The sequence below is a fragment of the Nocardia ninae NBRC 108245 genome, assembly GCF_007990755.1.
In the GTDB taxonomy this organism is placed as follows: Bacteria; Actinomycetota; Actinomycetes; order Mycobacteriales; family Mycobacteriaceae; genus Nocardia; species Nocardia ninae.
In genome coordinates, this window is record NZ_BJXA01000044.1 from 1 (window position 1) to 22,368 (window position 22,368).

General features: G+C 66.3%; 19 protein-coding genes. 12 read left to right on the top strand and 7 right to left on the bottom strand.

Annotated features, from left to right (window positions below; translation table 11 throughout):
• The 9 genes from NN4_RS26990 to NN4_RS27030 form a co-directional block, all read left to right on the top strand.
• Nucleotides 1-800, top strand: an 800-nt coding sequence (locus tag NN4_RS26990; protein ID WP_186818657.1) for a helicase-related protein, incomplete at its 5' end; no start/stop codon positions are given.
• 177 nt (nt 801-977) lie between these two features.
• Nucleotides 978-1,823: a DMT family transporter gene (locus tag NN4_RS26995; protein ID WP_147137166.1), complete on the top strand. Its 846-nt coding sequence runs from the start codon at nt 978-980 to the stop codon at nt 1,821-1,823.
• A gap of 9 nt (nt 1,824-1,832) precedes the next feature.
• Complete coding sequence (locus NN4_RS27000) at nt 1,833-2,417, top strand: hypothetical protein (protein WP_147137169.1); 585 nt, start codon at nt 1,833-1,835, stop codon at nt 2,415-2,417.
• A 188-nt stretch (nt 2,418-2,605) separates the two neighbouring features.
• Nucleotides 2,606-4,042 carry a GuaB1 family IMP dehydrogenase-related protein gene (locus tag NN4_RS27005; RefSeq protein ID WP_147137172.1) on the top strand — a complete coding sequence of 479 codons (1,437 nt, stop codon included), beginning with the start codon at nt 2,606-2,608 and terminating at the stop codon, nt 4,040-4,042.
• Nucleotides 4,043-4,282: 240 nt separating this feature from the next.
• Nucleotides 4,283-5,689 carry a hemolysin family protein gene (locus tag NN4_RS27010; protein WP_147137175.1) on the top strand — a complete coding sequence of 469 codons (1,407 nt, stop codon included), beginning with the start codon at nt 4,283-4,285 and terminating at the stop codon, nt 5,687-5,689.
• Complete coding sequence (locus NN4_RS27015) at nt 5,682-6,746, top strand: hemolysin family protein (protein ID WP_147137178.1); 1,065 nt, start codon at nt 5,682-5,684, stop codon at nt 6,744-6,746. The genes NN4_RS27010 and NN4_RS27015 overlap by 8 nt, the downstream gene beginning before the upstream one ends.
• The gene (locus NN4_RS27020; RefSeq protein ID WP_246181104.1) at nt 6,743-7,642 is read left to right on the top strand and encodes a 3-methyladenine DNA glycosylase; all 900 of its coding nucleotides are present in this window, start codon (nt 6,743-6,745) and stop codon (nt 7,640-7,642) included. The genes NN4_RS27015 and NN4_RS27020 overlap by 4 nt, the downstream gene beginning before the upstream one ends.
• A 423-nt stretch (nt 7,643-8,065) precedes the next feature.
• Nucleotides 8,066-9,640, top strand: coding sequence for an LVIVD repeat-containing protein (locus NN4_RS27025; protein WP_147137181.1), 1,575 nt, complete (start codon nt 8,066-8,068; stop codon nt 9,638-9,640).
• Between the two features lie 2 nt (nt 9,641-9,642).
• Nucleotides 9,643-10,302: a DUF305 domain-containing protein gene (locus NN4_RS27030; RefSeq protein ID WP_147137184.1), complete on the top strand. Its 660-nt coding sequence runs from the start codon at nt 9,643-9,645 to the stop codon at nt 10,300-10,302.
• A gap of 6 nt (nt 10,303-10,308) precedes the next feature.
• Here the strand turns inward: NN4_RS27030 and NN4_RS27035 are convergent, their stop codons facing one another.
• The gene (locus NN4_RS27035; protein ID WP_147137187.1) at nt 10,309-11,067 is read right to left on the bottom strand and encodes an NAD(P)H-dependent oxidoreductase; all 759 of its coding nucleotides are present in this window, start codon (nt 11,065-11,067) and stop codon (nt 10,309-10,311) included.
• A 137-nt stretch (nt 11,068-11,204) separates the two neighbouring features.
• Between NN4_RS27035 and NN4_RS27040 the strand changes: the two genes are divergently transcribed.
• Complete coding sequence (locus NN4_RS27040; protein WP_147137190.1) at nt 11,205-11,582, top strand: hypothetical protein; 378 nt, start codon at nt 11,205-11,207, stop codon at nt 11,580-11,582.
• Between the two features lie 160 nt (nt 11,583-11,742).
• Here the strand turns inward: NN4_RS27040 and NN4_RS27045 are convergent, their stop codons facing one another.
• Nucleotides 11,743-12,306, bottom strand: a complete 564-nt coding sequence (locus NN4_RS27045) for a hypothetical protein (RefSeq protein WP_147137193.1) — start codon at nt 12,304-12,306, stop codon at nt 11,743-11,745.
• Nucleotides 12,307-13,157: 851 nt separating this feature from the next.
• A complete protein-coding gene (locus tag NN4_RS27050) occupies nt 13,158-13,898 on the bottom strand; it encodes an SCO6745 family protein (protein WP_147137196.1) in 741 nt (246 codons plus the stop codon).
• Between the two features lie 900 nt (nt 13,899-14,798).
• On the opposite strand from NN4_RS27050, the gene NN4_RS27055 reads away from it, so the two are divergent.
• The gene (locus NN4_RS27055; protein ID WP_147137199.1) at nt 14,799-15,236 is read left to right on the top strand and encodes a DUF2000 domain-containing protein; all 438 of its coding nucleotides are present in this window, start codon (nt 14,799-14,801) and stop codon (nt 15,234-15,236) included.
• 355 nt (nt 15,237-15,591) lie between these two features.
• Here the strand turns inward: NN4_RS27055 and NN4_RS27060 are convergent, their stop codons facing one another.
• From NN4_RS27060 to NN4_RS27070, 3 genes are read right to left on the bottom strand one after another with little or no spacing between them, the layout of a single operon-like run.
• On the bottom strand, nt 15,592-16,245 hold the full coding sequence (locus tag NN4_RS27060) for a response regulator (protein WP_147137202.1): 654 nt from the start codon (nt 16,243-16,245) through the stop codon (nt 15,592-15,594).
• Entirely contained in the window at nt 16,242-17,291 is a 1,050-nt protein-coding gene (locus tag NN4_RS27065; RefSeq protein ID WP_147137205.1) for a sensor histidine kinase, read from the bottom strand. The genes NN4_RS27060 and NN4_RS27065 overlap by 4 nt, the downstream gene beginning before the upstream one ends.
• The gene (locus NN4_RS27070) at nt 17,288-18,652 is read right to left on the bottom strand and encodes a serine hydrolase domain-containing protein (RefSeq protein ID WP_222595175.1); all 1,365 of its coding nucleotides are present in this window, start codon (nt 18,650-18,652) and stop codon (nt 17,288-17,290) included. The genes NN4_RS27065 and NN4_RS27070 overlap by 4 nt, the downstream gene beginning before the upstream one ends.
• 326 nt (nt 18,653-18,978) lie before the next feature.
• On the opposite strand from NN4_RS27070, the gene NN4_RS27075 reads away from it, so the two are divergent.
• The gene (locus NN4_RS27075) at nt 18,979-20,013 is read left to right on the top strand and encodes an AraC family transcriptional regulator (protein ID WP_147137211.1); all 1,035 of its coding nucleotides are present in this window, start codon (nt 18,979-18,981) and stop codon (nt 20,011-20,013) included.
• Between the two features lie 248 nt (nt 20,014-20,261).
• Here NN4_RS27075 and NN4_RS27080 read toward each other — a convergent pair whose 3' ends face one another.
• On the bottom strand, nt 20,262-22,349 hold the full coding sequence (locus NN4_RS27080) for an acyltransferase family protein (protein ID WP_147137214.1): 2,088 nt from the start codon (nt 22,347-22,349) through the stop codon (nt 20,262-20,264).
• Nucleotides 22,350-22,368 lie beyond the last annotated feature (19 nt).

Below are 22,368 nucleotides of genomic sequence, written 5' to 3' on the forward strand. Positions count from 1 at the left end.
CCAAGCACGGTGCGGACCGGCTGGCCAAACAGTTGCGCGGGGCAGGCGTCGCGGCGGGCGCGCTGCACGGCGGCAAGGCGCAGAACAACCGGACGCGCACGCTGGCGGCGTTCGCGGACGGGTCGATTCCGGTGCTGGTCACCACCGATGTCGCGGCGCGCGGTATCCACGTCGACAACATCTCGCTTGTGGTGCACGTCGATCCGCCCGCGGAGTCCAAGGCGTATCTGCATCGCGCCGGGCGGACCGCGCGGGCGGGTGAGGACGGGGTGGTCGTCACGCTGGTGATGGACGAGGAACGGCGCGAGGTCGAAGCGATGACTCGCAAGGCGGGTGTCGAGATCGTCGGCATCGATGTTCGGCCCGGCGATCGTCGGCTGATCGAGATCACCGGGGCGCGGCAGCCTTCAGGCGTTCCGGTGGCCGCGCCCGCGCCGCCCAAGCAGCCTGTGGCGGAGAGTAATTCGGGGACTGGTCGGCGACGCTCCGGAGCCCGGCGGCGGTCGGGTGAGACGCGCGGCGGGGGTGCGCCGGTGCGGGCGGAGCATGCGGCGGCCGATCGGCGCAAGGATGGTTCGGCGAAAGGGTCGTCGCGCGATCAGGGTTCGAAGGGCCGGTCCGGCGCGGGCGGCTCGGGTGGGCGCGCTACGGGCTCATCGAGTGGCACTGGATCGAGCGCGCGTGGGGCCGGCTCGGCCAAAGTCGGGGGCGGCGCGGGCGGACGTGGGCGCGGGTCCGGTTCGGGTGGACGCGGGTCCGGCTCGGCGAAAGCGCCGGGTAGCTCGGGCGGTCGCGGATAGTTTGGATGGTCGCGGGCAGCTCGCACGATCGCAGGGAGCTCGCGAGCTGGGGCGAGCGGCGAGAATCGGGCGTTCCGACGGGACTACCGGCGGCGACACGCCCGGGAATGCACGGCGACGCGCCGTGCGCCCGGAGCACTCGCCGGGGACTCGCAACCGTGGGGCAAACTGACGGTTGTGACCAACCATCCAGTGGGTGCTGTGGCTTGCGCACTGCTGGCGGCGCTGTTCTTCGCGGTGGCTGCGGTCGCGCAGCAACAGGCGGCGGCCGCGGTTCCCGAGGGTGATTCGCTCGTCCGGGCGCTGCTGCGCAGTCCGCGCTGGTGGGCTGGAATAGCCGGCGATGTCGGTGGTTATGCGATGCAGGTCGCCGCGCTCGCGTTGGGCGCGGTGCTGCTCGTGCAGCCGATCCTGGTGAGCGCGTTGGTGTTCGCGCTACCGCTGGCGGCCAAACTCAACGGCCGCCGCATCAGCGGGCGCACCTGGGCGACCGCGCTCGTGCTCACCGCGGCCCTGGCCTGCTTCCTTCTTGTCGGTAATCCGTCGGCGGGCAATACCGATGCGCCCCTACATCATTGGCTATTGCCGCTATTTGCCTTGGCCACGCTCATCGGCGCAGCCACCATCATCGGCCTCCGCAGTGCCGCCCCCGGCCGCCGCGCCCTGCTCCTCGGTGCAGCAAGCGGATCCCTCTACGGCGTGGCCGCCGCCCTCACCTCCTACGTCACCACACTGTTCGAACACGGACTCGCGGACGTACTCGGCAGCTGGCAGACCTGGACGCTCGCCGCCGCCGGAATCACCGGTGTCTACTTGCAGCAGCGAGCATTCCAAGCCGGCCCCCTCGCCGCGTCCCTACCCGCCGTCACCATCGCCGAGCCCCTCGCCGCAGCCTTCATCGGCGTCACAGTCCTCGACGAACGCTTCCGCACCAACACCTTCGGACTCGTCGTCACCGCCCTCGCAGTGGTCGTCATGTGCGCCACCACAATCCGTCTATCGAGCGCCCAAGCCGCCGCCTGATCCGGCATCATGAGTAGCGGGCTGTCAGCGATAGCCGAGGATCAGGGGGAACGCATGCAAGGGTTTCTGGTCGCCGCGCTCGGGGCCTTCGTCGGCGGATTGGCCGGTTTCCTGTCCTCGCTGCTGCTGACCCGGCAGGAAAGGCGAGCCACCATCACCAGTGAGCTCATGGCCACGTTCTTCTCGGATGCGTTTCTCGCGCATCGCATTTCGATCTCCGACCTCTGGTACAAATTCAGGGCCGGTGAGGTACTGGCCGAGGATATCGCCGGTGGGTTCTGGTTCCCCGGCGTCTCCCCGCACTACGTCGGGGACACCTTCGGCACCCTCAACACCCATCAGCACCTCACGGCCTACATCGGCTTCATCGTGCGCCTCGATCACGAGATGACGCACCGTCGGCTGCATCGAGACGAGATCCGCAGCGCATTCGGGATGCAGTTGCACTACGCCGACGAACTGCTGACCCGAGTCGCGCAGGCGACAGCCGCGCAAGCCGAGCGCCACAACGCCCTCGCACCCGCGTGGATCGAAGCGGTGCAGCGCGTCCACGATGCCCTTGTCGTCTCCACCACCTCGATGAACCGCCGCTGAATCCGGTGCGCGGGCCGCACCGCAGTCAGGTTCGCTATGAGCGCGCCGGGACGTTGCGGTAGACCGGTCCGGGGGTGTGGGTTGCGCCGTCCTCCCAGCCAGCGTGCCCGCGCAACGCTGTGAGGTACATCTCCACCGAGTGCTGGAGAATTGCGCGCTACCGACCGGACTTGGTTATCATCGGTTAAGTGCAGTTTCTCCCTGGCCATCAGCCGCCGTATGACCTGACCTACGACGACCTCTTCCTCGTCCCTAATCGGACGGATGTCGCCTCACGGTTCGATGTCGACCTCTCCACCGTCGACGGGTCCGGCACCACCATTCCCATCGTCGTGGCCAATATGACCGCGGTCGCGGGTCGTCGGATGGCCGAGACGGTGGCCCGCCGCGGCGGCATCGTCGTGCTTCCGCAGGATCTGCCGATCAGCGCGGCCGCCGACACCATCGCGTTCGTCAAGAGCCGCTCGCTCACCGCCGACACCCCGGTCACCCTCGACCCGGAACGTTCGGTGTCCGAGGCCGTCGCCCTGATGCACAAGCGCGCCCACGGCGCCGTCATCGTGATCGACGCGGGCCGGCCGGTCGGCGTCGTCACCGAGGCGTCCTGCACCGATGTGGACCGGTTCGCCCGGCTGCGCGACGTCGCGGTCACCGATTTCGTGCAGGCCCCCGCCAGCACCTCCCCGCGCGACATCTTCGAACTGCTGGACGCCAAGCACGCCCAGCTCGCGGTGCTCACCGCCGAGGACGGCACGCTGGCCGGCGTGATGACCCGCACCGGCGCGGTCCGCGCAGGCATCTACCAGCCCGCCGTCGACAACCAGAACCAGTTGCGTGTCGCCGCCGCGGTCGGCATCAACGGTGACGTGGTCGCCAAGGCGAAGGCTCTGGTCGACGCCGGTGCCGACGTGCTGGTGATGGACACCGCGCACGGCCACCAGGCCAAGATGCTCGAATCCCTCAGCGCCGTGCGCGATCTCGGCCTCGGCGTGCCGCTGGTGGCGGGCAATGTGGTGTCCGCGCAGGGCACTCGCGATCTGGCCGCCGCGGGCGCCGACATCATCAAGGTCGGTGTCGGCCCCGGCGCCATGTGCACCACCCGCATGATGACCGGCGTCGGTCGCCCGCAGTTCTCCGCGGTCGCCGAATGCGCCGCGGCAGCCAAGGAACTCGGCGTGCACATCTGGGCCGACGGCGGCGTCCGGCACCCCCGCGACGTCGCTCTCGCGCTGGCCGCAGGCGCGTCCAACGTGATGATCGGCTCCTGGTTCGCAGGCACCTACGAATCCCCCGGCGACCTGCGCCTGGACCGTGACGGCAACGCCTACAAGGAAAGTTTCGGCATGGCGTCCAAGCGCGCCGTCGCGGCCCGCACCGCCACCGACAGCGCCTTCGACCGGGCTCGTAAGGCCCTGTTCGAGGAGGGCATCTCCAGCTCGCGCATGCGCCTGGACCCCGAACGCCCCGGCGTGGAGGACCTCATCGACCACATCTGCTCCGGCGTGCGCAGCGCGTGCACCTACGCGGGTGCCCGCAGCCTGGCCGAGTTGCACGACAAGGCGGTGCTCGGCGTGCAGTCGGCCGCCGGTTTCGCCGAGGGACGCCCGCTGCCCAGCGGTTGGTGAGACACGCCGACACGGCACGACCACCGGCCCACGCGACTCGACGCGTGGGCCGGTAACATAGTGGTTGCCGGTCTCCGGCAGCACATCTTCGGCTTGCGAAAGGATCCAGTTGTCACCCGCGTCCGAGGGCGCAGCACAGGAGGGCTCCTCTACCGAGCCGGGTGACAAACCCGGCGTCCTCCTTCCCCCAGCCCCATTCCCCACCGTGCAGTTCCCAGTCCCGTTCGGCGGGTGCTGACGATGTCCGTCGCACTCACGGTGCTCAGCCTGCTGGGGTTCATCGCTCTCACGGCAGGCACCGCCCTCTTCGTCGCCGCCGAATTCTCGCTCACCGCGCTGGAACGCAGCACCGTAGAAGCGCACGCGCGCGACGGTGACGTTCGCGCCAGGATGGTCCGCCAAGCCCATCGGACGCTGTCGTTCCAGCTGTCCGGCGCGCAGCTCGGCATCACCATCACCACGCTGATCACCGGTTATATCGCCGAGCCCGTGCTCGCGCGGCTGCTAAATCCGGTGTTCACCGGAGTCGGGCTGAGCGACACCGCCGCCCGCGGCGTCTCGCTCGCCCTCGCCCTGGTGCTGGCCACCTCGCTGTCGATGATCTACGGCGAGCTGGTGCCGAAGAACATCGCCATCGCCAAGCCGCTGGCCACCGCGCGCACCACCGCACCGCCGATGGTCGCGTTCTCCGTGATCTTCAAGTGGCTGATCCATTTCCTCAACAACACCGCGAACTGGGTCGTCCGCAGGCTCGGTGTCGAGCCGGCTGAGGAACTGCGTTCGGCGCGGTCGCCGCAGGAACTCGGGTCGCTGGTGCGCACGTCCGCGCTGCGCGGCTCGCTGGACCAGCGCACCGCCCTGGTGATCGACCGCTCGCTGCAGTTCGGCGAGCGCAGCGCCGAGGAACTGATGACGCCGCGGGTGAAGATCGAGGCGCTGGACAAGCTGGACACCATCGCCGACCTCATCGACGCCGCCCGCCGCACCGGCTACTCCCGTTTCCCGGTGATCGACGGCGACCTGGACAACACCCTGGGCGTCGTGCACATCAAGCAGGCGTTCACCCATCCCGCGAACGTGCGCCGCACCATCCCGCTGCAGATGCTGGCCCACCCGGTGCCGATCGTGCCCGCCAGCCTGGACGGCGACGAGGTGCTCGAACGAATCCGCGCCGACGGCATGCAGGTCGCGCTGGTCGTCGACGAATACGGCGGCACCGCGGGCATTGTCACGATGGAGGACATCATCGAGGAGATCCTCGGCGACGTCCGCGACGAGCACGACGAGGAAGAACTCGACGTGCGCCGAGTGGCCGACGGCTGGGACTGCTCCGGCCTGCTGCGCATCGACGAGGTCTCCCGCGCCACCGGATACGACGCCCCCGAGGGCGAATACGAGACGCTCGGCGGGCTCGTGCTCACCCGGCTCGGCCGCATCCCCGAAGCCGGTGACGAGGTCGTGCTGCCCAATCCGCGTTCCCAGCAATGGTCTTCGGGCGAGCAGCCGAGCACCGGCGGCTGGATCGCGCGGGTAGAGCGCATGGACGGCCGCCGGATCGACCGGGTTCGGCTACTTCCGGTCGCCCCCGACGACCTCGCGTTCCGGCAGCTGCAAGCCGAACCAGAGCAGGAGCACAGTCATGGGTGACCTCTTCGGTGTGCTGCTCACCGTGGTGCTGCTCGCGAGCAACGGCTTCTTCGTCGCGGCCGAGTTCGCCCTGATCTCCGCGCGCCGCGATCGCCTGGAAGCACTCGCAGCGCAGGGAAAGCGCAACGCCGACATCGTGATTCGGGCGGGCGAGAACCTGTCGATGATGCTCGCCGCCGCCCAGCTCGGCATCACCATCTGCTCGATCCTGCTTGGTCGCGTCGGCGAACCGGCGGTGGCGCACCTGCTGGAGGGGCCGTTCGATTTCCTCGGCATGCCCGACCAGCTGCTGCATCCGGTGGCGTTCGCCATCGCGCTCGCCATCGTGGTGGTGCTGCACATCCTGTTCGGCGAGATGATCCCGAAGAACATCGCGCTGGCCGGGCCGGAACGCAGTGCGCTGCTGCTTGTTCCGGTGCACCTGATGTGGTTGCGGGTGGCCCGTCCACTCATCGCCTTCTACAACCTCTGCGCGAATCTCACGCTGCGGATGTTTCGGATCGAGCCGAAGGACGAGCTGCAGGCGACCGTCTCCTCGGTGGAACTCGCCGAGATGATCGGCGAGTCCCGCTCGGAGGGCCTGCTCGACGAGGAAGAACACCGCAGGCTCACCCAGGCGCTGGGCACCAGCGAGCGAGTGGTCGCCGATGTGATGGTGTCGCTGGCTACCACCAGGACAGTTCCGTTGCGCGGCAACGGAACCACGCTCGGTGACATCGAAAGCGCGGTCGCCGAGACCGGCTTCTCCCGCTACCCCGTGCGCGCGAGCGACGGGTCGCTGGTCGGCTACATGCATGTGAAGGATGTGCTGGACAAGGTCGCCGACGAGAACGCGGGGCCGACGACACCCATCCCGCGCACCGACATTCGGCCGTTGCCGACGTTGAGCGTGCACACACCGCTGTACGAAGCGCTGGCCAGGTTGCGCCGGACGAACAGTCACCTGGGTCGTGTCGTCGATGCCCGCGGAAATACGACGGGCATTGTGGCGCTGGAGGATCTGGTGGAAGAGTTCGTCGGCACCGTCCGCGACGGGACGCACCGGATCGTCGAATGAACGGGTCGGAAGTCGCCGTCCTAGCCGAAGCGCGGTGGCGCGCACAGGCTGCGGAGCACCTGGATCGGGTGGATCGACTGGTCGGTCCGTATATCGAACGGCGGGCCGCCGGGTCGTCGCATCCGGTGATCGACTTCCTGTTCACCTATTACGGGCACAAGCCTGCCCAGTTGCGGCGCTGGCATCCGGGATTCGGCGTCGGACTGGCGGGGGCTCGCGAATACGACGGCGCGCGGGGCTATCACCGGCTCGCGGCGGATTTTCCGATTTTTACGGCGGACCCCGGCTATCTCGCGCGCCGTCGCGACACCATCCAGTTCGTCGCGAACCTGTTGCGTGCCACCGCATCCCGGCCCGCACAGCTGTCCTGTTTCGGGTTGCACGAATGGGCGATGGTGTATCGCACCGACGATGTCAGGCATCAGCAGGTGCCGCTGCGGTTGGGCCGGGCCGGCACCGACGAAGTCGTCGAGTCGATGTCGCTGCGCTGCACGCATTTCGACGCGTTCCGGTTCTTCACCCCCGACGCAGTGGGTCGGAATATCGAGCCGCTGACTCGTGCCGATCAGGTCAGCCGGGAACAGCCAGGGTGCCTGCACGCGAATATGGATCTGTACAAATGGGGGTTCAAGCTGGTCCCGCTCGTCCCGTCCGCGCTGATACTGGACTGCTTCGAACTGGCCTGTGCGGCACGGGAACTCGACATGCGTGCCAGTCCGTACGATCTGGCCGAATACGGGTACGAGCCGGTACGCATCGAAACACCTTCCGGGCGTGCGGAATACGTGCGGTCCCAGTCCGCGCTGGCAGAGCGATCGGCGGAGCTGCGGCGGGTGCTGCTCGAGGTGTGCGAAGACCTGCTTGCATACGACGTGGCGAAGCTTCCAACGGACTGAACCCCGCACCACACAACGAGTGGCCAGTGATCCCCGCTCGCACTTCCCGCCCCGCTCGCCGCCTATACCCACGCCTCGCATCCCACGCCCCTCGCCGCACCGCGCCGCGCGCCCAGCACCCCCGCCGCGCACTCCACGTCTCGCGTCGTCCAAGCGCCCCTCGCCCCCACGTCCTGCGCTCCATATCCCGCGCCCCAACGCTCCGCGCCCCACGCTCCTCGCCCGCGTCCCAAGTTCCACGTCATGCACCTCAGACGGTGCGCCATGCCGACGACACCGCCCTGATCAGCTAGTTCATCGAATTTCCGCAAAACCTCCCGCATAAGTTAACGGTAGTTACTACTATTCAGTCAGTTCCCCGAGCTGTCCCAGTCAGCGGAGGGATGACAGAGCAACACCTTGATGAAGGTTGGGGAGTCGACGATGCGCTCATTGGCGAGCCTGCGGCGTTTCAAACCATTGGCCCTGGTCACGGTCGGCCTTGCCGCCGTGTTGATGCTGCCCACCAGCGCATCGGCCGACCTGCAATCCGACATCCAGAACGCGGTCCAGGAGTTCCTGGACGTCGGCCGCACCTCGGTTCCTCGGGCCGACTGCGGGCCGGGCTCGCTACCCGAGAACGGCATGCAAGGCGACGTCACGGCGGCCGACCGAGACAGTGGCCGCAGCACCCAGGGCTATCGCTGCAACATGTCGTTCGTGGGCGGCTTCGCCGGTCGCGGTGCGGGCATCACCTCGACCAGCTTCGAGCACTGCTCTTATATGGGTTCCTTCTTCCCGGGCGACCTGATCAGCGAGGGGCGCGGCGTCCAGGTCGTCGACGCGTCGGATCCCGCGAAGCCGCGACCGACCGCCAACCTGACCGAACCCGCGATGCTCGCGGGCACCTGGGAGAGCTTGAAGGTCAACACCGCGCGCAAGCTGCTGGTCGGCACCGGGGTCCCGGTCGGCACGGGCGTCGGCTACCTGTCGGTCTACGACATCTCCGACTGCGCGCATCCGCGTCTGCTCAATCCCGGGCCCGGCACGAATATGCTGATGCCGCTCCCGATCACGACGCACGAAGGCGGCTTCTCCCCGGACGGCAACACCTACTGGGCCTCGGGCATCGCGCCTGGCTTCGTCAGCGCCATCGATCTGTCCGATCCCAGCAACCCGCACGTCGTCTGGCAAGGCCTGACCGGGATCGAGGCGCACGGCTTCGGCATCAGCGCGGACGGCAACCGGATGTACATCTCCGCACTCGGCGGCTTCACCGTGCTCGATATCAGCGCGGTGCAGCGCCGCGATCCGAACCCGCAGGTGTCCCACATCGGCCGGGTGTTCTGGACCGACGGCTGGGCGACCCAGCACAGCATTCCGGTGACCTACAACGGCAAGCCATACCTCTACACCGTCGACGAAGGCGGTTCGGGCGGTGTGAAACTCATCGATATCTCCGATGACACCAATCCGAAGGTCGCCGCGAAGATCAAGCTGGAAATCAACCTGCCGCAGAACCTCGACAGCAATATCGGTTCGTCCATGGGCGGTTCGGCCTTCGCTTACGAGTCGCACTATTGCACCGCGGACCGCCGGGACAATCCGACGGCGCTCGCCTGCGGCTGGATCTCTTCCGGCATCAGGGTTTTCGATGTGCGCGACCCGTTCGACATTCGTGAGATCGCCTACTTCAACCCACCGGCCCGCACCGGCCAGAACCTGAGCCTGTGGAATTCACCGCACGCGCTCGCGTCGATCATCGGGGTGCCGTTGATGAGCGCGCCGCCTGCGATTCGCGCGGTGCTGGAGGGGCAGTTCAATCCGTCGGACGCGCTCACTCCGCGTACCGGCAGGCTCGCCTTCGGCGACGTCTCCACCGACTGGTGCCTCTCGCCGCCGGAATGGCGTGGCTCGCAACTGTATGTCACCTGCTCCGACAACGGGTTCATGGTGTTGCAGCTGGAGAACGACGTGTATTCGCCGCCGGCGGACCAAGAGTCGATCGTCGGGTCGTAGCGATGCCACGCTGGATGCGCGGCGCCGCGCTCGCCTCCCTGGCCTTCGCGCTACTGGTGCTCGGTGCCGCGCTGCGCCCGCTCGTCCTGCCGGAATCACACACGGCCGCACCGGTTCTCAATGCTGTCGAGATCGGTTTCGTGCAGGACATGACCGCGCACCATCAGCAGGCGCTGATCATGGCGCAACGCCTCGACCGCGCCGTCGATCCTGCGGTGTTGCGACTGACCCAACAGCTCGACGACACCCAGCGGCTGGAGATCGGCACCATGCTCGGCTGGTTGCGTTTGGCCAACGCCTCGCCGCTGCCCGCGCGGCCGATGGCGTGGATGCACACCGATGAGGCTCTGCCGCATCAGCATTCGGCGCCGGTCGCGCAATCCGAGGGGAAGAAGTCATCGGATAGCGTGATGCCCGGGATGGCGACCATGGCGGAACTCGATGCGCTCGCCGGCGCGCGCGGTCGTGATGCCGAGATCCTGTTCTTGCAGCTCATGTTTCGCCATCATCAAGGCGGGATTCTGATGGCGCAGGCCGCCGATCATCTGCTGCCGTCCGGGCCGGTGAAGGAGACGGCGCGTTCGATGATCCACGCTCAGGGACAAGAGGCCGGGCTGATGGGTGTACTGCTCTCCCAACGAGGTGCCGCGCCGCTGCCCTGACCCGATTCACTGGGCGACATGCAAGCCGAATCCGGTGGACCCTGGCGCTTCCCGGCCGTGCTCCAATCGCAGGCTTCGGTCGTAGTCGCCGCCACCTTGCGGCCGATACCGAATCGGTTCGAGCTTTTCCAGTTCCGACATCCGCCGACGCAGATCGTCAGCGATCTCACCGAACCGCTCGTCGTCGACCCGAATCGTCCCGTGCACCACGAACGGCGGCAGCACATCCATGCCCGGGTAGTACAAGATTCCGTGCTGAATCGGAAACAACAGATCCTCGATCGGCCCGTTGATGCCCCGATCGGAATAGGACGGTTCTTTCCCGCCAACCGAAACCACCACCATCGCCCGCCGACCCGCTAACACCCCCGCACCGTATCGCGGTATCGCGTCACCACCCGCCCCGTAAGCGAACCCACAGGTGAGGACCCGATCCACCCACCCCTTCATGATCGCGGGCATGCTGAACCACCACAGCGGGAAATGCAGCAGAACAGTATCGGCCCACAGCAACTTCTCCTGCTCAGCGCGAATATCTGCGCTCAGCGTTCCATTTCGATACGCCTCCCCGGAGGCCAACATGAAGTTCGACTCCCCCACCGCCCCGAAGTCCTCAGCATCCGCCTGCGCCTTCCACCCCATTCCATACAGATCAGTTATCCGGACCTCATGCCCATCCGCCCGCAACTGTTCCACCGCAACGTCTTTCAACGCCCCGGTCAATGAGCCGGGCTCAGGGTGCGCGTACACGACAAGTACGTTCATTCCAGCTTCCGTCACACCCCCCTCGCAACACCCCACCCACCACAGGAATTCCAACCCATATTCGCACCCCGAATACTGTTGCAGCGGAACATTTTCCACCCAACCAGGTTGCGATAGCCGATGAACATAAGTTGTCGGTGGGTGCCGGTAACGTGCGGCGCATGCCCTCCTCGGTGCACGAAGCCATGCACTGCCTACCCGCACGCAACGAGTACATTGACGTAATAATGGCCGCACTCCCCGCAGGAGCGGCCCGGCACTTCTTGGAGATGCTGATGATGACCAAATCCGGCCCGTACGTGAGCGCACACTTCAATGAGCTCTACGCCGAAGGCAAGTCCGAGGGCGTCGCCCAAGGCAAGGCCCAATCCTTGCTGATACTGGCCGTCAAACATTTCCCTACGGGCCCTCAGATAGAAGCCAAGGTCAACAGCTGTACCGACCCGGCCCAGCTCGACCAGTGGACCAGACGAGCCATCACAGCAGACTCGATCGAGGAAGTGTTCGCCGACTAGCCGCAGTGCTGCGGATCCAGGGCTCCGGTCGGCCGTCCCCGCTGAGGTGGCGGCCGACCACACGGTTGAGGTCGAGAAGCCAGGATTCTCGCGGAACGACGACCGATACCGACCAAGCGTCGCCCAGAACCGAAGGTGACCGGGGCGAGAGGCGCAGGCGCTAGGACTCTTCGGTGAAGCGGTACCAGTTTCCCTGGAAGGTTTCGTATCCGATGCCGGAGGTGGGGGTGCCGAGGTAGGGCGGGGCGGTGTCGGGGAAGTAGGCGAAACCCTTGGCGGAGTTGGATTCTTCGCCTTGGGTGTAGAAGAGGCAGCCGCCGTCTCGGCGGGTGATGTAGGTGATGGTGTAGACGCCCAGGCGGGTGCGGTTGCCGGGGTTGGCGCAGTCGGCGGCTTGGTTTTGCAGGATGTTGCGGGACAGTTTCCAGCCGGTGGTTTCGGGGACGTCGTACCAGACGAGCGCGACGAAGATGCCGATCACAAGGGGGGCGATGAGGCTGTAGAAGAAGGAGCGGTAGCGGAACAGGCCGATCAGCGCGAACAGCAGCGCGACCGCGCCGAGGATGCCGATGGCCGACCACAGGACCACCTGGACGGGGAAGGTGCCGTCGGCCGCCAACTGCCAGAACAAGGCTAGGCAGCACAACACGATCAGGGCTGTCAGGAGCCCCATCCAGAGAATGAACCAACTCGGGGTGCGGCGCGTGGTTCCGGTGGTGTTCACGGTGCTCAACATACGGGGGGTATACCCGGATGGACCGCGAAATCCCGTTAACCCAACGGCGTTCAGCACACGCCGGGCAGATTCCTGCGCCGCGGGAGGTACGCACCGGAGCTATGCCGGACCGAAGAACGAACACCTCGGCCGCAAAGACTACGGCTGCCAGATACCTGCGCCGAAACGACGCGGGGACGTACACATCAGAATTACGCCGGACCGAAGAACGAACACCTCGGCCGAGAAGACTACGGCTGCCAGATTTCCGCGCCGAGCGATGCGGGACGCCGCACCGGAGCTACCGGGCCGACGAGCGAACCGCTCAGTCGAGAAGACTATGGCAGCCAGATTTCCGCGCCGAGCGAAGCCGGGAAGTATGCCCCGAATCTGCGCCGCGCTGAGGAGTCGGCGAATACACGAACGCCCCGGTCAAAAGACCAGGGCGTTCGCAAATTATCCGTTCAGCGCGCAATCAGAGCGGCGGAAACCCCGACGACCCGGTGGCCATCCAATTCCAGAACATCGCTGCACGATTGGCGAGCAACGCGACAACGTCGAGGACAACGCTTCCCATAAATCTTCCTCACATCCGACAATCTCCAGTGCAGCGCCCAGGGTAGCCGATCCAGCCTGCGCCGACCTGGCCGCCAACGACAATCCCGCCGCCCCATCGCAGTGGACCAGGGATTCCTTGCCGCCTAACGCTTCGCAGGGAGCGCAGCGCTTTGGCCGCGCGGCGACGACGGTGCACAAATCATCGCCGCGCTGGGCGTGACCATCCGCTGCCGCACCCCAGGTCCTGGAAACGGCCGCTGGACGCAGATGAGCGTCGATGGTGCCCTGACGACCCGAGAGGCTCAGCGAGCCAGGGCAACCTGGTGCGCGGCGGAGAGCAAGGCGGCCAGTTCCTGCTGCTCGGACTCGTCGAGAACCTCGAAGTAGGGCTGGATCATTCGATCGGTCAACGCCTCCGCTGCCACCCAGCGATCGCGCTGTTCGGCCGTGATCTCCTCGAACGGTTCCGGCCAACCGAGCAGCCGAGCCTGATCAGGCCCGTCGAGTATGGGCGACCCGGCGATGAGGATCGCCTGCAATGGTGTCAGCAGGTTCGCTGTCAAAGCCATGAAGTGCAGCCCACCACGCAGTTCGCGAAGGAGGTGAACCAACTGCAAAACTCTGGCAGAGCCGTTCTGCGGCAACGGCATTGCGCGCCACCCCGCGAACAGCGCCAACCCGGCGGGCGATGCCGCGGTCACGACCGCCTGCAGCAGTTCCGCCAGCCTGTCCGCCTCCGGGAACGCGACGAGCTTGCGCCGGCCGAAGTCCTGGCATGCCACAAGGTAACCGCGGGCGGCGTCGGCGGGCGGGATCGGTACGGATTCCCAGGCCGACCGGACCCGGTCCGGCGCGAAGAACCCGAACGCCGCGGTGACCACGTCGGCATCCACCTCACCGAGCACGCCGCCGCGACCGCGGGTGTAGGGGCCGTGGAATCCGTCCACCCCGGTTGCACGCCCGAATTCTTTTGCCTCGCGCGACATCATGAACGCCCCACCCAACTCGAGGACGTGCTTCTTGACCGTAACCGCGGTTGCCATATCCGTCATTCCTGCGTCCGATTCGCTCAATCTCACAGGCTATAGTTAACCATAGTCAGAGTGATCAGTCATTACCCAGCGAACAGTGGGTGCCGACGCCGACCGAGGTCGGCAGCGCCGCCGAGTTCGGACTCCGGGAGCGAATCGCCATCTCCCAGTACCGATCCGGCCGATTGCGCTGGGCTGCGAATCGCCGAGTCCTCGACGAGCCACGACACGCACACGGAACGGTTCACCGCCCACAGCGCGACACCACCGTAGGTCGCAGCTCGACCGATGCCGTCGTGCGCCATTCAACGAGCAGGACCCACCGCACCGATGGCCTGCCTGCCGAATGAGTACGCAAGCCCCGAATACCAGGGTGATATCCCTACTCGGCAACGCAACCCTTATTGGAATCCCCCGAAATTGGAAACCCCGAGGGCAGGGTGGTCAGCTTCGACCGCGTCGACATCGGCAATCCGCATGCCGTCGCCTTCGTTCCGGACGCCACCGAGGAGTCGGCCCGCAGGGGTCGGCGCCTGGGCGGCCCGCCACCCCGGCATTCGGTCCGGACGGCACCAACGTGCAACTCTGCATTGCCGTCGACAGGCAAACGTTGAAACTCCAGATCTGGGAACGCGGCGCCGGCTAGACGCTGCTGGCATCGGGCAGCAGCAGCTGCGCGGCCGCGTATAGTGCCTTCCGCGCTGGATACGTCGACAGGTCGGTCACGGTTACTATGCCAGGCGGCGAGTCACGGTGCTCATCGATAACGACCGAATTCATTTACCGGGGCGCTGCGAGTTCGTCGCCCACGGCAGCACGTTCGACAGCTGACACGCAAGGTGATCATCCGGGCGACGGCACCGTCGCCGTAGCGAAAGGGGCGCTCAGATTTCGGATACCGGTGGGGTTTCGGTGGCAAGCGAAATGAAGCTGTATGTCGTGATCAATCGGTTGCTCCGCGAGGACCCCGGCCGGGCGATCAACGTCGCGGCCCACGCGATGGCGGGACTCGTCGCCAAAGCAGCATGCAAGGCGCCCGACTTGCTCCAAGCGATGGCATTCATCGACTACCCCGACGCGTCGGGCACCTCGCACGACTTCATCTCCGCCCACGGCCTGATCGTCCTGTCGGCCAAAACCGGTCAGCTGAAGACGCTTCGGCGCACCTTCACCGAGCAGGATGTCCACTCGATCGACTTCTGCGACGGCATGCTCGACGGATCGACCGACGAACAACTCGCCCGCGTCGCGGCAACTCCCGAGGAAGACATCGTCCCGCTGTGTGTCGCGGCGTTCGGACCGGTGGACACCATCGACCCGCATACCCGCCGACTGTCGCTATGGCGATAGCGCAAGCTCGTCTGCGCGTTTTGATTGTGACGGAACGGCATTCGAACTGATCCAGCAACCGAAGTAGCCCCCGCCGGGTGTCGCCGGCGCGGGGCGTCGAGCTGACAATTGCTGATAGGCGCTTCTTTTCAAGCGCTGGGGTCACTCTCCTTGCAAGGTCACCTTGACCTCGCGGTGACGCCCATGCATCACCGGCCTGGTCTATCCGACCGACCGCGAAGAGAAGTCCAGGGTGCCGGAGCCGATTACGACGCCCGGAATATGCCGGGCGGAGGAGGCATTGGCATGCCTCCCCACCCACTGTCGCGCCCGCCGAAACTGCCGCCGCCCGAACACACCACGCACAGCATCGGCGTCAATAGTCGACGAGCTGGGCTTGGTGCGCGAAGATGGCGGCTTGGACACGGTTGCCCGCCCCGATGCGCTGCAGAATCGCGCTGACGTGTGCTTTCACTGTTCCCTCTGCGATGAAGAGCTGCTTGGCGATCTCTCGGTTGGACAGGCCCTGACCGAGGAGGGTCAGTACGTCGCGTTCCCGTTGCGTCAGACTTGACACTCGCTCGCGCGCGGCGTTCTTGCGTTCGAGGGTAGTGCCGCTGAGCTCGGTGATCACGCGATGGGCGATGCGCGGCGAGAGGAAAGCAGCCCCGTTCGCCGCCGCGTGGACGCCCATGAGTAGTTCACGAGGATCGGAGGCCTTGAGCAGGAACCCTTTTACACCGGCGGCGAGCGCACGCGCGACATAGTCGCCCTCGTCGAACGTGGTCACGATGACCACCGCGACCTCGGGGTGGGTTTCGCGTAGCTCGGCGGCGGCACCCAGCCCGTCAAGCACTGGCATCCTGATGTCGAGCAGCGCGACGTCGGGCTGGTGCACCTGCGTCAGTGCGACGGCCTCCCGCCCGTCCGCGGCTTCCGCGACCACTTCGATGCCGGGATCGCTGGCCAGAATCGCACGCACCCCCGCCCGAATCATGGCCTCGTCATCGGCCAGCAGAACCCGGATCACTCCGCCCCCGCCCGAACCGGCATGCGGGCGGTGACTGTGAAAACCGATCCGTCGTCGTCGACCTGAAGCGTCCCACCCAGCAGCTGAACTCGTTCGGCGAGACCGAGCAGCCCACTGCCCCGCCCATCGCCGGTTCCCACGCTGCGCCCAGCACCGCCGGACTTCACGTCACGACTGTTACGGCCGCCGGTTGCCTCGGTACCGATGCCGACTGCCTGCGCAGTGATCGGGTTGGTGACTACGAGGCCGAATTCGTCTCCGTGCTGCTCGATTTCGATCCGCACGCCGGCGCCGGGCGCGTGTCGGGCGGCGTTGGTCAGCGTTTCCTGCACGACGCGGCGGAGAGCCGATTCGACCAGGGGTGGCAGATGGTCGCGTAGCTCGCTCTGGACCAGGTCAACTGTCATGCCGACGGTCCGGGCGCGGGCAATCAGCGCCTCGACGGACATGCTCGGTGGCTCGACGGCCACGGTGTGGTCGGCTCGGAGCATGCTGACGGTTCGGCGTAGCTCGTCGGAGGCGGTCACTGCGGAGGCTCGTAAGAGACTCGCAGCCTGGCGGTTCGATTCGTTCAGGTCGGCGCTGAGCTCCAGGGCGCCTGCCTGCACAGCGATCAAGGCCAGTTCATGGCCGAGGGCGTCGTGCATGTCGGTGGCGATGCGGGCCCGTTCGCGTAGGCGTGCGCTTTCTTCGGCCAGCACCTGGGTCTGCTCCAGGTGGCGGATTCGTTCCTGACCGACTGCGAGCAGTTCGGCCTGTTGCCGCCGGAACCTGCCGATCACCCACGGCAGCGCCACGAACAGCGCCAGCGACATGACCGCGCCGACGGCCTCGGCGACATCGACCACCGCGATCAGCGCCGCCGCGGCGAGAGCGACCAGTAGCACCGGCCCACCGTGCCGCTCCGGCAGGCGCCGGCCCTGTATGTAGGCGGCGGCGAAGAGCGCCACGAACAGCAACTGCCGCCAGCCTGGAAGCCCCTCTGTCGCAAGTCCGTTCAGCGCGCCACCCACCGCCGTGACCGCGAGCAGAGCGCTGTACCTCATTCCGCCGACCTTACCGAGCGCAGCCGGACCAATCGCAACGCCACTGTCGCCGTCCCGGCAGCCGCGACCACGAACAACGTGATGGTCAGCGGCGCAGCGAAGTACGTGAGCTGAGACCAGGTGACCGTCCTGCCTCCGCTGATGAAAGAGATGATGGCCGGATAAACGGCGAACACCAGAACCGGAACTGCCAGGGGCAGCAACCGGAGCGCGACCCGCCACCACGCGCGGCCGCCGTGCCGCCAAGCCCATCGGCGTGACCGCAGGGCTCCGAGCATGCCGAGTCCGATGGCGCCGAGTGCGATCAGGCCGAGAACCAGCTCGAAAATCTGCCGCCGACCACCGACCTCGCCGGGCGCTTCTCCCCTGCTGAGCGCCACCAGTCCCTTGACGATGTCGTAGGTGTCGTCGTGCAGCGCGGCGCTGTTGGCCAGCACCGCGAACCCGTAACCGCTCACGGGATCGATGGCTTGAAACGCGGAGTAGGTGAACAGGTTCCCGCTGTGCACGAGCATGGCAGGATCGGCCCCCATAGGCTCCGGCGACCAGCCCATCGCATATTCCGCGACCGGTGACGAGGTGTGCGTGACGTCGAGGCCCGCCTGACTCAGCAGCCGCGGACCGCGGCCATTGTGGGCGATCAACCACTTCCCCATGTCCGCGACCGTGGTGATGACACCTCCGCTACCACTGCCGTCGAGAAACTCGGACAACTCGGGGCGGGACACCCAGGCGCCGAACACCGAGTTGTAACCGTCCGCCGGTGTGATCCTCCCGGCGCTCACGGCACTGTGCGCCATCCCGAGCGGCCCGAACACCCGCTCGGCGAGGAAGTCCCCGAAACTCTGACCACTCGCGACCTCGACCAGCCGAGCCGCGACGTTGTAGTTCACATTGCAGTACTTGAATCGCGTGCCGGGATCCGTCGCGAGCGAGGCAGTATCCAGCAGGGACACATACTGTTCGAGCGAACGGGCCTGCCCCAGCCTGCCGATATCGACGGTCGAATCGGTCAGCCCCGAGGTCTGATTCAACAGCTGGCGCACCGTCACCGAGCCGCCCCGCGAGTCACCCGGAGCGAACCCGGGCAACTGCTCGGAAACGGGGCGATCCAGCGACAGTCGCCCCTGCTCCACCAACACCAGCACGGCCGTCGCGGTGAACGATTTGCTGAGCGAGGCGACCCGCATCGGCGTATCCGCGGTGACCGGCCCGCCGCCGGACTCATGGCCGTAGCCACCCGCATGCACAACCCGATCACCGCGCGTCACAACGGCTGCCAAGCCAGGCAGCCCGGTGCGCTCGAGCGCGTCCTCGAGATATTTGTCGATAACAGCCGGAGTCAATGGAGTATCAGGCATGGCATGCGCCGTAGCACCAGGTGCCAGAACGACACCGGCTACGAGAGCGAGGGCGGCAATAAATCTGACCATGCCCACGACGCTAGGGATCGGCGCCGCCTGGCGGATCTGTCGATCGACCGCACCTACCCCTGACGAAAGTTATAGACCCCGAGCGCTATCGGTCCCCGATTCGCAGCTTGCAATGGCGACTGCCCGCCCCGGGCCCGCGCGGCGGAACCTGTTGAAACAACAGGTTATCGACCGAGTTCCGGCTATCATGAATCGGCCGGAGACGCTCCGGCAGATACAGCGATGCGCTTCGCCGACGACGTGCGAGGAGTCATGTGGCGGAAGAACTGGCAACCCTGCGCTCCACGACCAGCGTCGCGCTTCTGGCCGAATACGCTATGCGACGGGGTTTGCCGCGGTCGGTGATCCTGCGCGATACCGGCATCAAAGAAGGCCAGCTCGACGATCCCGCAGGCGAGATCACGCTCGGCCAGGAACTGGCCCTGATGAGCAACCTCACGGCGGCGATCGACGACGAACCCGGGCAAGGGTTCATGGCCGGTCTGCTCTGCCACCCACCGAGCTTCGGAGTTCTGGGCTTCGCGTTGATGACCAGCCCAAATCTGCGGCACGCCTTGGAAATCGGACTGCGCTACGTCGATCTGTCGTTCACCGCCGCTCGCCTGGACGTGTGCGACCACGGTGCCGAGGTGTGGATCACGCGCGACGATCGAGCGCTACCGGTGCATATCCGCCGCTTTGCGCTGGAACGTGATCTGGCGGCGATCTCCACCATTCAGCAAGATCTACTGTCCACGCGGATCCCGGTAACCCGAGTGGAAGTGCCCTACGAACCGCATCCGATCTATGAAACGTTCGCCGCCATGCTCGGCGTGGAGAAAGTCGTGTACGGCGCCTCAGGCACGACATTGGTCGTCCAGTCGAGTGCGCTGCAATTGCCGCTGCCGCAGGCCAATATCGCCACCGCGCGATTCTACGAACAACAATGCGCCGAGCTCATCGACCGCAGGCGCAGCCGCATGGGCATCAGCAAGCAAGTCCGGCAGCTACTCCTGCGCCAGGGCACCCTGGCCGATCAAGCGCGCGTCGCTGCCGCCCTCAACCTCAGCGTGCGCACCTTGCGACGCCGATTGGCCGAGGAAGGCACCACATTTCGCGAATTGAGCAACGAAACACTCGGCCTCCTCGCCGAAGAACTCCTCATGGCGGGCCTGACCGTGGAAAACGTTGCCGACCGCCTCGGCTACGCGAGCCCCTCTGCCTTCACCACAGCATTCCGCGGCTGGCGCGGACTGTCCCCGGGAAACTTCGCCCGCGTAAAGCGCGGACTCGCACCCGTCGGCGCTTGAACGCAACCGATGTCGAGTTCCGCGCACAGGGGTCGGCCCCCGCTCTCCGCGGTCCTGCTCTACGCCATCCTCATGGGACTACGTCTGCCGCTGCTCGCAGGAACCGATCCCGACCCCGTACAGACCACCACGCCGACCGCACCCGTCTAATGCACTGGGTCACTCAACCGATAGCAAATGCTGCCTGTTTCGGGGACGATCTCCGGCGACGTCGATATGAACGGGCACGAGAAGGCTTAGCTTAATTTTCACCACCATTGAGTGATCTCGCCGATTCGGCGGCCGAGTTCAGGTGCCAGGGACCTGGCGTAGCTGGCAGTGAGGTGGTGCTCGTCGCGGTAGATCAGCACGTTGCCCTCGGCGGCGAGACAACGGTCGGGGCGGCAGATGGCGTCGGACAGATCCAGCGGGAAGATGTTGGGATGTCGCGATGCCGGTAGCTCGGCGGGGTTCTCCGGATCGAGCGCGGCCGCTCGGTCCATCCCGCAACTGTAGGGAGTCCCCCGCTGTGCCAGGCAGTCGACGGCACGGTAGTGCACCTCGCCTCGACGCAGCCACGGGACATCGCGGATCGCGAGGACGTTGAGTCCGCGGTCTGCCAGTGCAATCCAGGTATCGATGAATTCCGTTGGTACGTAGTCTCCTTCGCCCCAGCGGGGGCGTGTGCCGATGGTGAACAGCCACTCCGGGCGGTGTTCGGCGAGCAGGTCGAGGACCTCGATGGACCATTCGCGGCATTCGGGGAACGGTGCGAGGGCATAGGAGGGCTGGTCGGCCAGGGTGAGCGGACAGTTTTCCTTCAGATATGTCACGATGCGGAATTGATGCTCGCTCGCAAGGAGTTCCAAGGCCGGCAGCCAGTGTTCGGAGTGTGAACCGCCGACCAAGGCGATGGTGCGGGCGGCGTTCACGTCACCATAGGTGCAGACACGGACTTCTCGGCTCGAGGTGATACAGCCGTCGGAGGTCGGTGCCGGCGCGTCGAGCGGGCCTTCGAACACGGTCGGCCGCATCGGCTCCGGTGCGACGGCCAGCTCCTCGAAAAGCGCTGCCGCACCGGGATATCGGTTGACGGCCAGCTCAGTCGCCGGGTGCGCGGGGTTCGCCCGGACCACCGCTTGCCAGCTGAGCGCGGCAACCAGCACGCCGACGCCCAGTACCGATACCGCCGCCCCGATTCCGCGCTTATAACGCGCCGCCACACCGGACCCGGTACTGGTCGGGCGCAGGCGCAGCGGTGTCTCGATCAGCCGCTGCGTCGCCACCGCGAGGACGAGCGAGACGGCGATGACGAGAATTCCGCCACCGATGCCGGGACTACTCTCGCCGTATTCGGTCAGGTAGAAGATCAGCACCGGCCAATGCCACAGGTAGAGCGAGTAGGCCAGCGCGCCGAGTTCGACGAGCAGCGGTGCCGCCAGCAGCCGGTTGATCCACGGCCGCGGTGCGGTTCCGGTGTTCATACCGGACACGATCAGCGCGGCAGTGGCGAGGACGGGATAAAGCGCGGCGGGGCCGGGGAATTCGGTGCCACCATCGATGAGCAGCCCACAGGAGATCACCATGCCCAGACCGACGACCGCGAGTATCGCGCGCACCGGCTTGGAAATCGAAATCCATGGTGCGGCAACGGCCAATGCCGCACCGACGAGCAGTTCCCAGGCGCGGGCGCCGCTGTCGTAGTACGTCCACGCCTGATGCTGTGCCGATCCGGAGGCCGCGTAGCAGAACGAGACCACGCCGAACCCGGCCAGCCAGGTCAGCAACCGCCCACGAAATCGTAGAGTCCACGACCAGATCCCGACGATCAGCAGCATCAGTAGATAGAACTGACCGAGTACCGCCATCGACCACAGATGTTGCAGCGGACTGACCGAGGGATCGGGTGCGAGGTAGTCCAATTCCGCCCCTGCCAGATACCAGTTCTGGTAGTACAGCGCCGAGGCGAGAGTCTGGGCCGAGATATCAGCCCAGCGCGTATAGGGCTGGGCGATCACCGTGGCGGCCAGCACTGCGGCGAGGACCAGACACAGCGCGGGCAACAGCCTGCGTACGGTCCGGCGCACGGTGTATCCGAGACCGATCGCATCGGTGGTCTCGATGCGGCGCAACAACATTGCGGTGAAGAAGAATCCCGACAGGACCAGGAACACGTCCACCCCGCCGGAGACCCGGCCCATCCACACGTGGAACACCACGACCAGCACTATCGCCAGGCCACGCAGACCGTCGAGGTCGCGTCGATACCCGGTGCCGGCCGCCGCCCCGGTCCGGTCCGCCTCGATCTCGTTCGACACCGACCTCAGGCGCACGGCGCCATGAACCCAAGTCAACATGCGCCGCCACCTCGTACAC

What these genes read in the sequence shown, in the direction of transcription:
- NN4_RS27065 (WP_147137205.1), bottom strand. Translation starts at nt 17,291, where the DNA reads ATGAGGTACAGCGCTCTGCTCGCGGTCACGGCGGTGGGTGGCGCGCTG.
- NN4_RS27020 (WP_246181104.1), top strand. Translation starts at nt 6,743, where the DNA reads ATGAACGGGTCGGAAGTCGCCGTCCTAGCCGAAGCGCGGTGGCGCGCA.
- NN4_RS27000 (WP_147137169.1), top strand. Translation starts at nt 1,833, where the DNA reads ATGAGTAGCGGGCTGTCAGCGATAGCCGAGGATCAGGGGGAACGCATG.
- NN4_RS27010 (WP_147137175.1), top strand. Translation starts at nt 4,283, where the DNA reads ATGTCCGTCGCACTCACGGTGCTCAGCCTGCTGGGGTTCATCGCTCTC.
- NN4_RS27070 (WP_222595175.1), bottom strand. Translation starts at nt 18,652, where the DNA reads ATGCCTGATACTCCATTGACTCCGGCTGTTATCGACAAATATCTCGAG.
- NN4_RS27035 (WP_147137187.1), bottom strand. Translation starts at nt 11,067, where the DNA reads ATGAACGTACTTGTCGTGTACGCGCACCCTGAGCCCGGCTCATTGACC.
- NN4_RS27015 (WP_147137178.1), top strand. Translation starts at nt 5,682, where the DNA reads ATGGGTGACCTCTTCGGTGTGCTGCTCACCGTGGTGCTGCTCGCGAGC.
- NN4_RS27025 (WP_147137181.1), top strand. Translation starts at nt 8,066, where the DNA reads ATGCGCTCATTGGCGAGCCTGCGGCGTTTCAAACCATTGGCCCTGGTC.
- NN4_RS27030 (WP_147137184.1), top strand. Translation starts at nt 9,643, where the DNA reads ATGCCACGCTGGATGCGCGGCGCCGCGCTCGCCTCCCTGGCCTTCGCG.
- NN4_RS27050 (WP_147137196.1), bottom strand. Translation starts at nt 13,898, where the DNA reads ATGGCAACCGCGGTTACGGTCAAGAAGCACGTCCTCGAGTTGGGTGGG.
- NN4_RS27080 (WP_147137214.1), bottom strand. Translation starts at nt 22,349, where the DNA reads ATGTTGACTTGGGTTCATGGCGCCGTGCGCCTGAGGTCGGTGTCGAAC.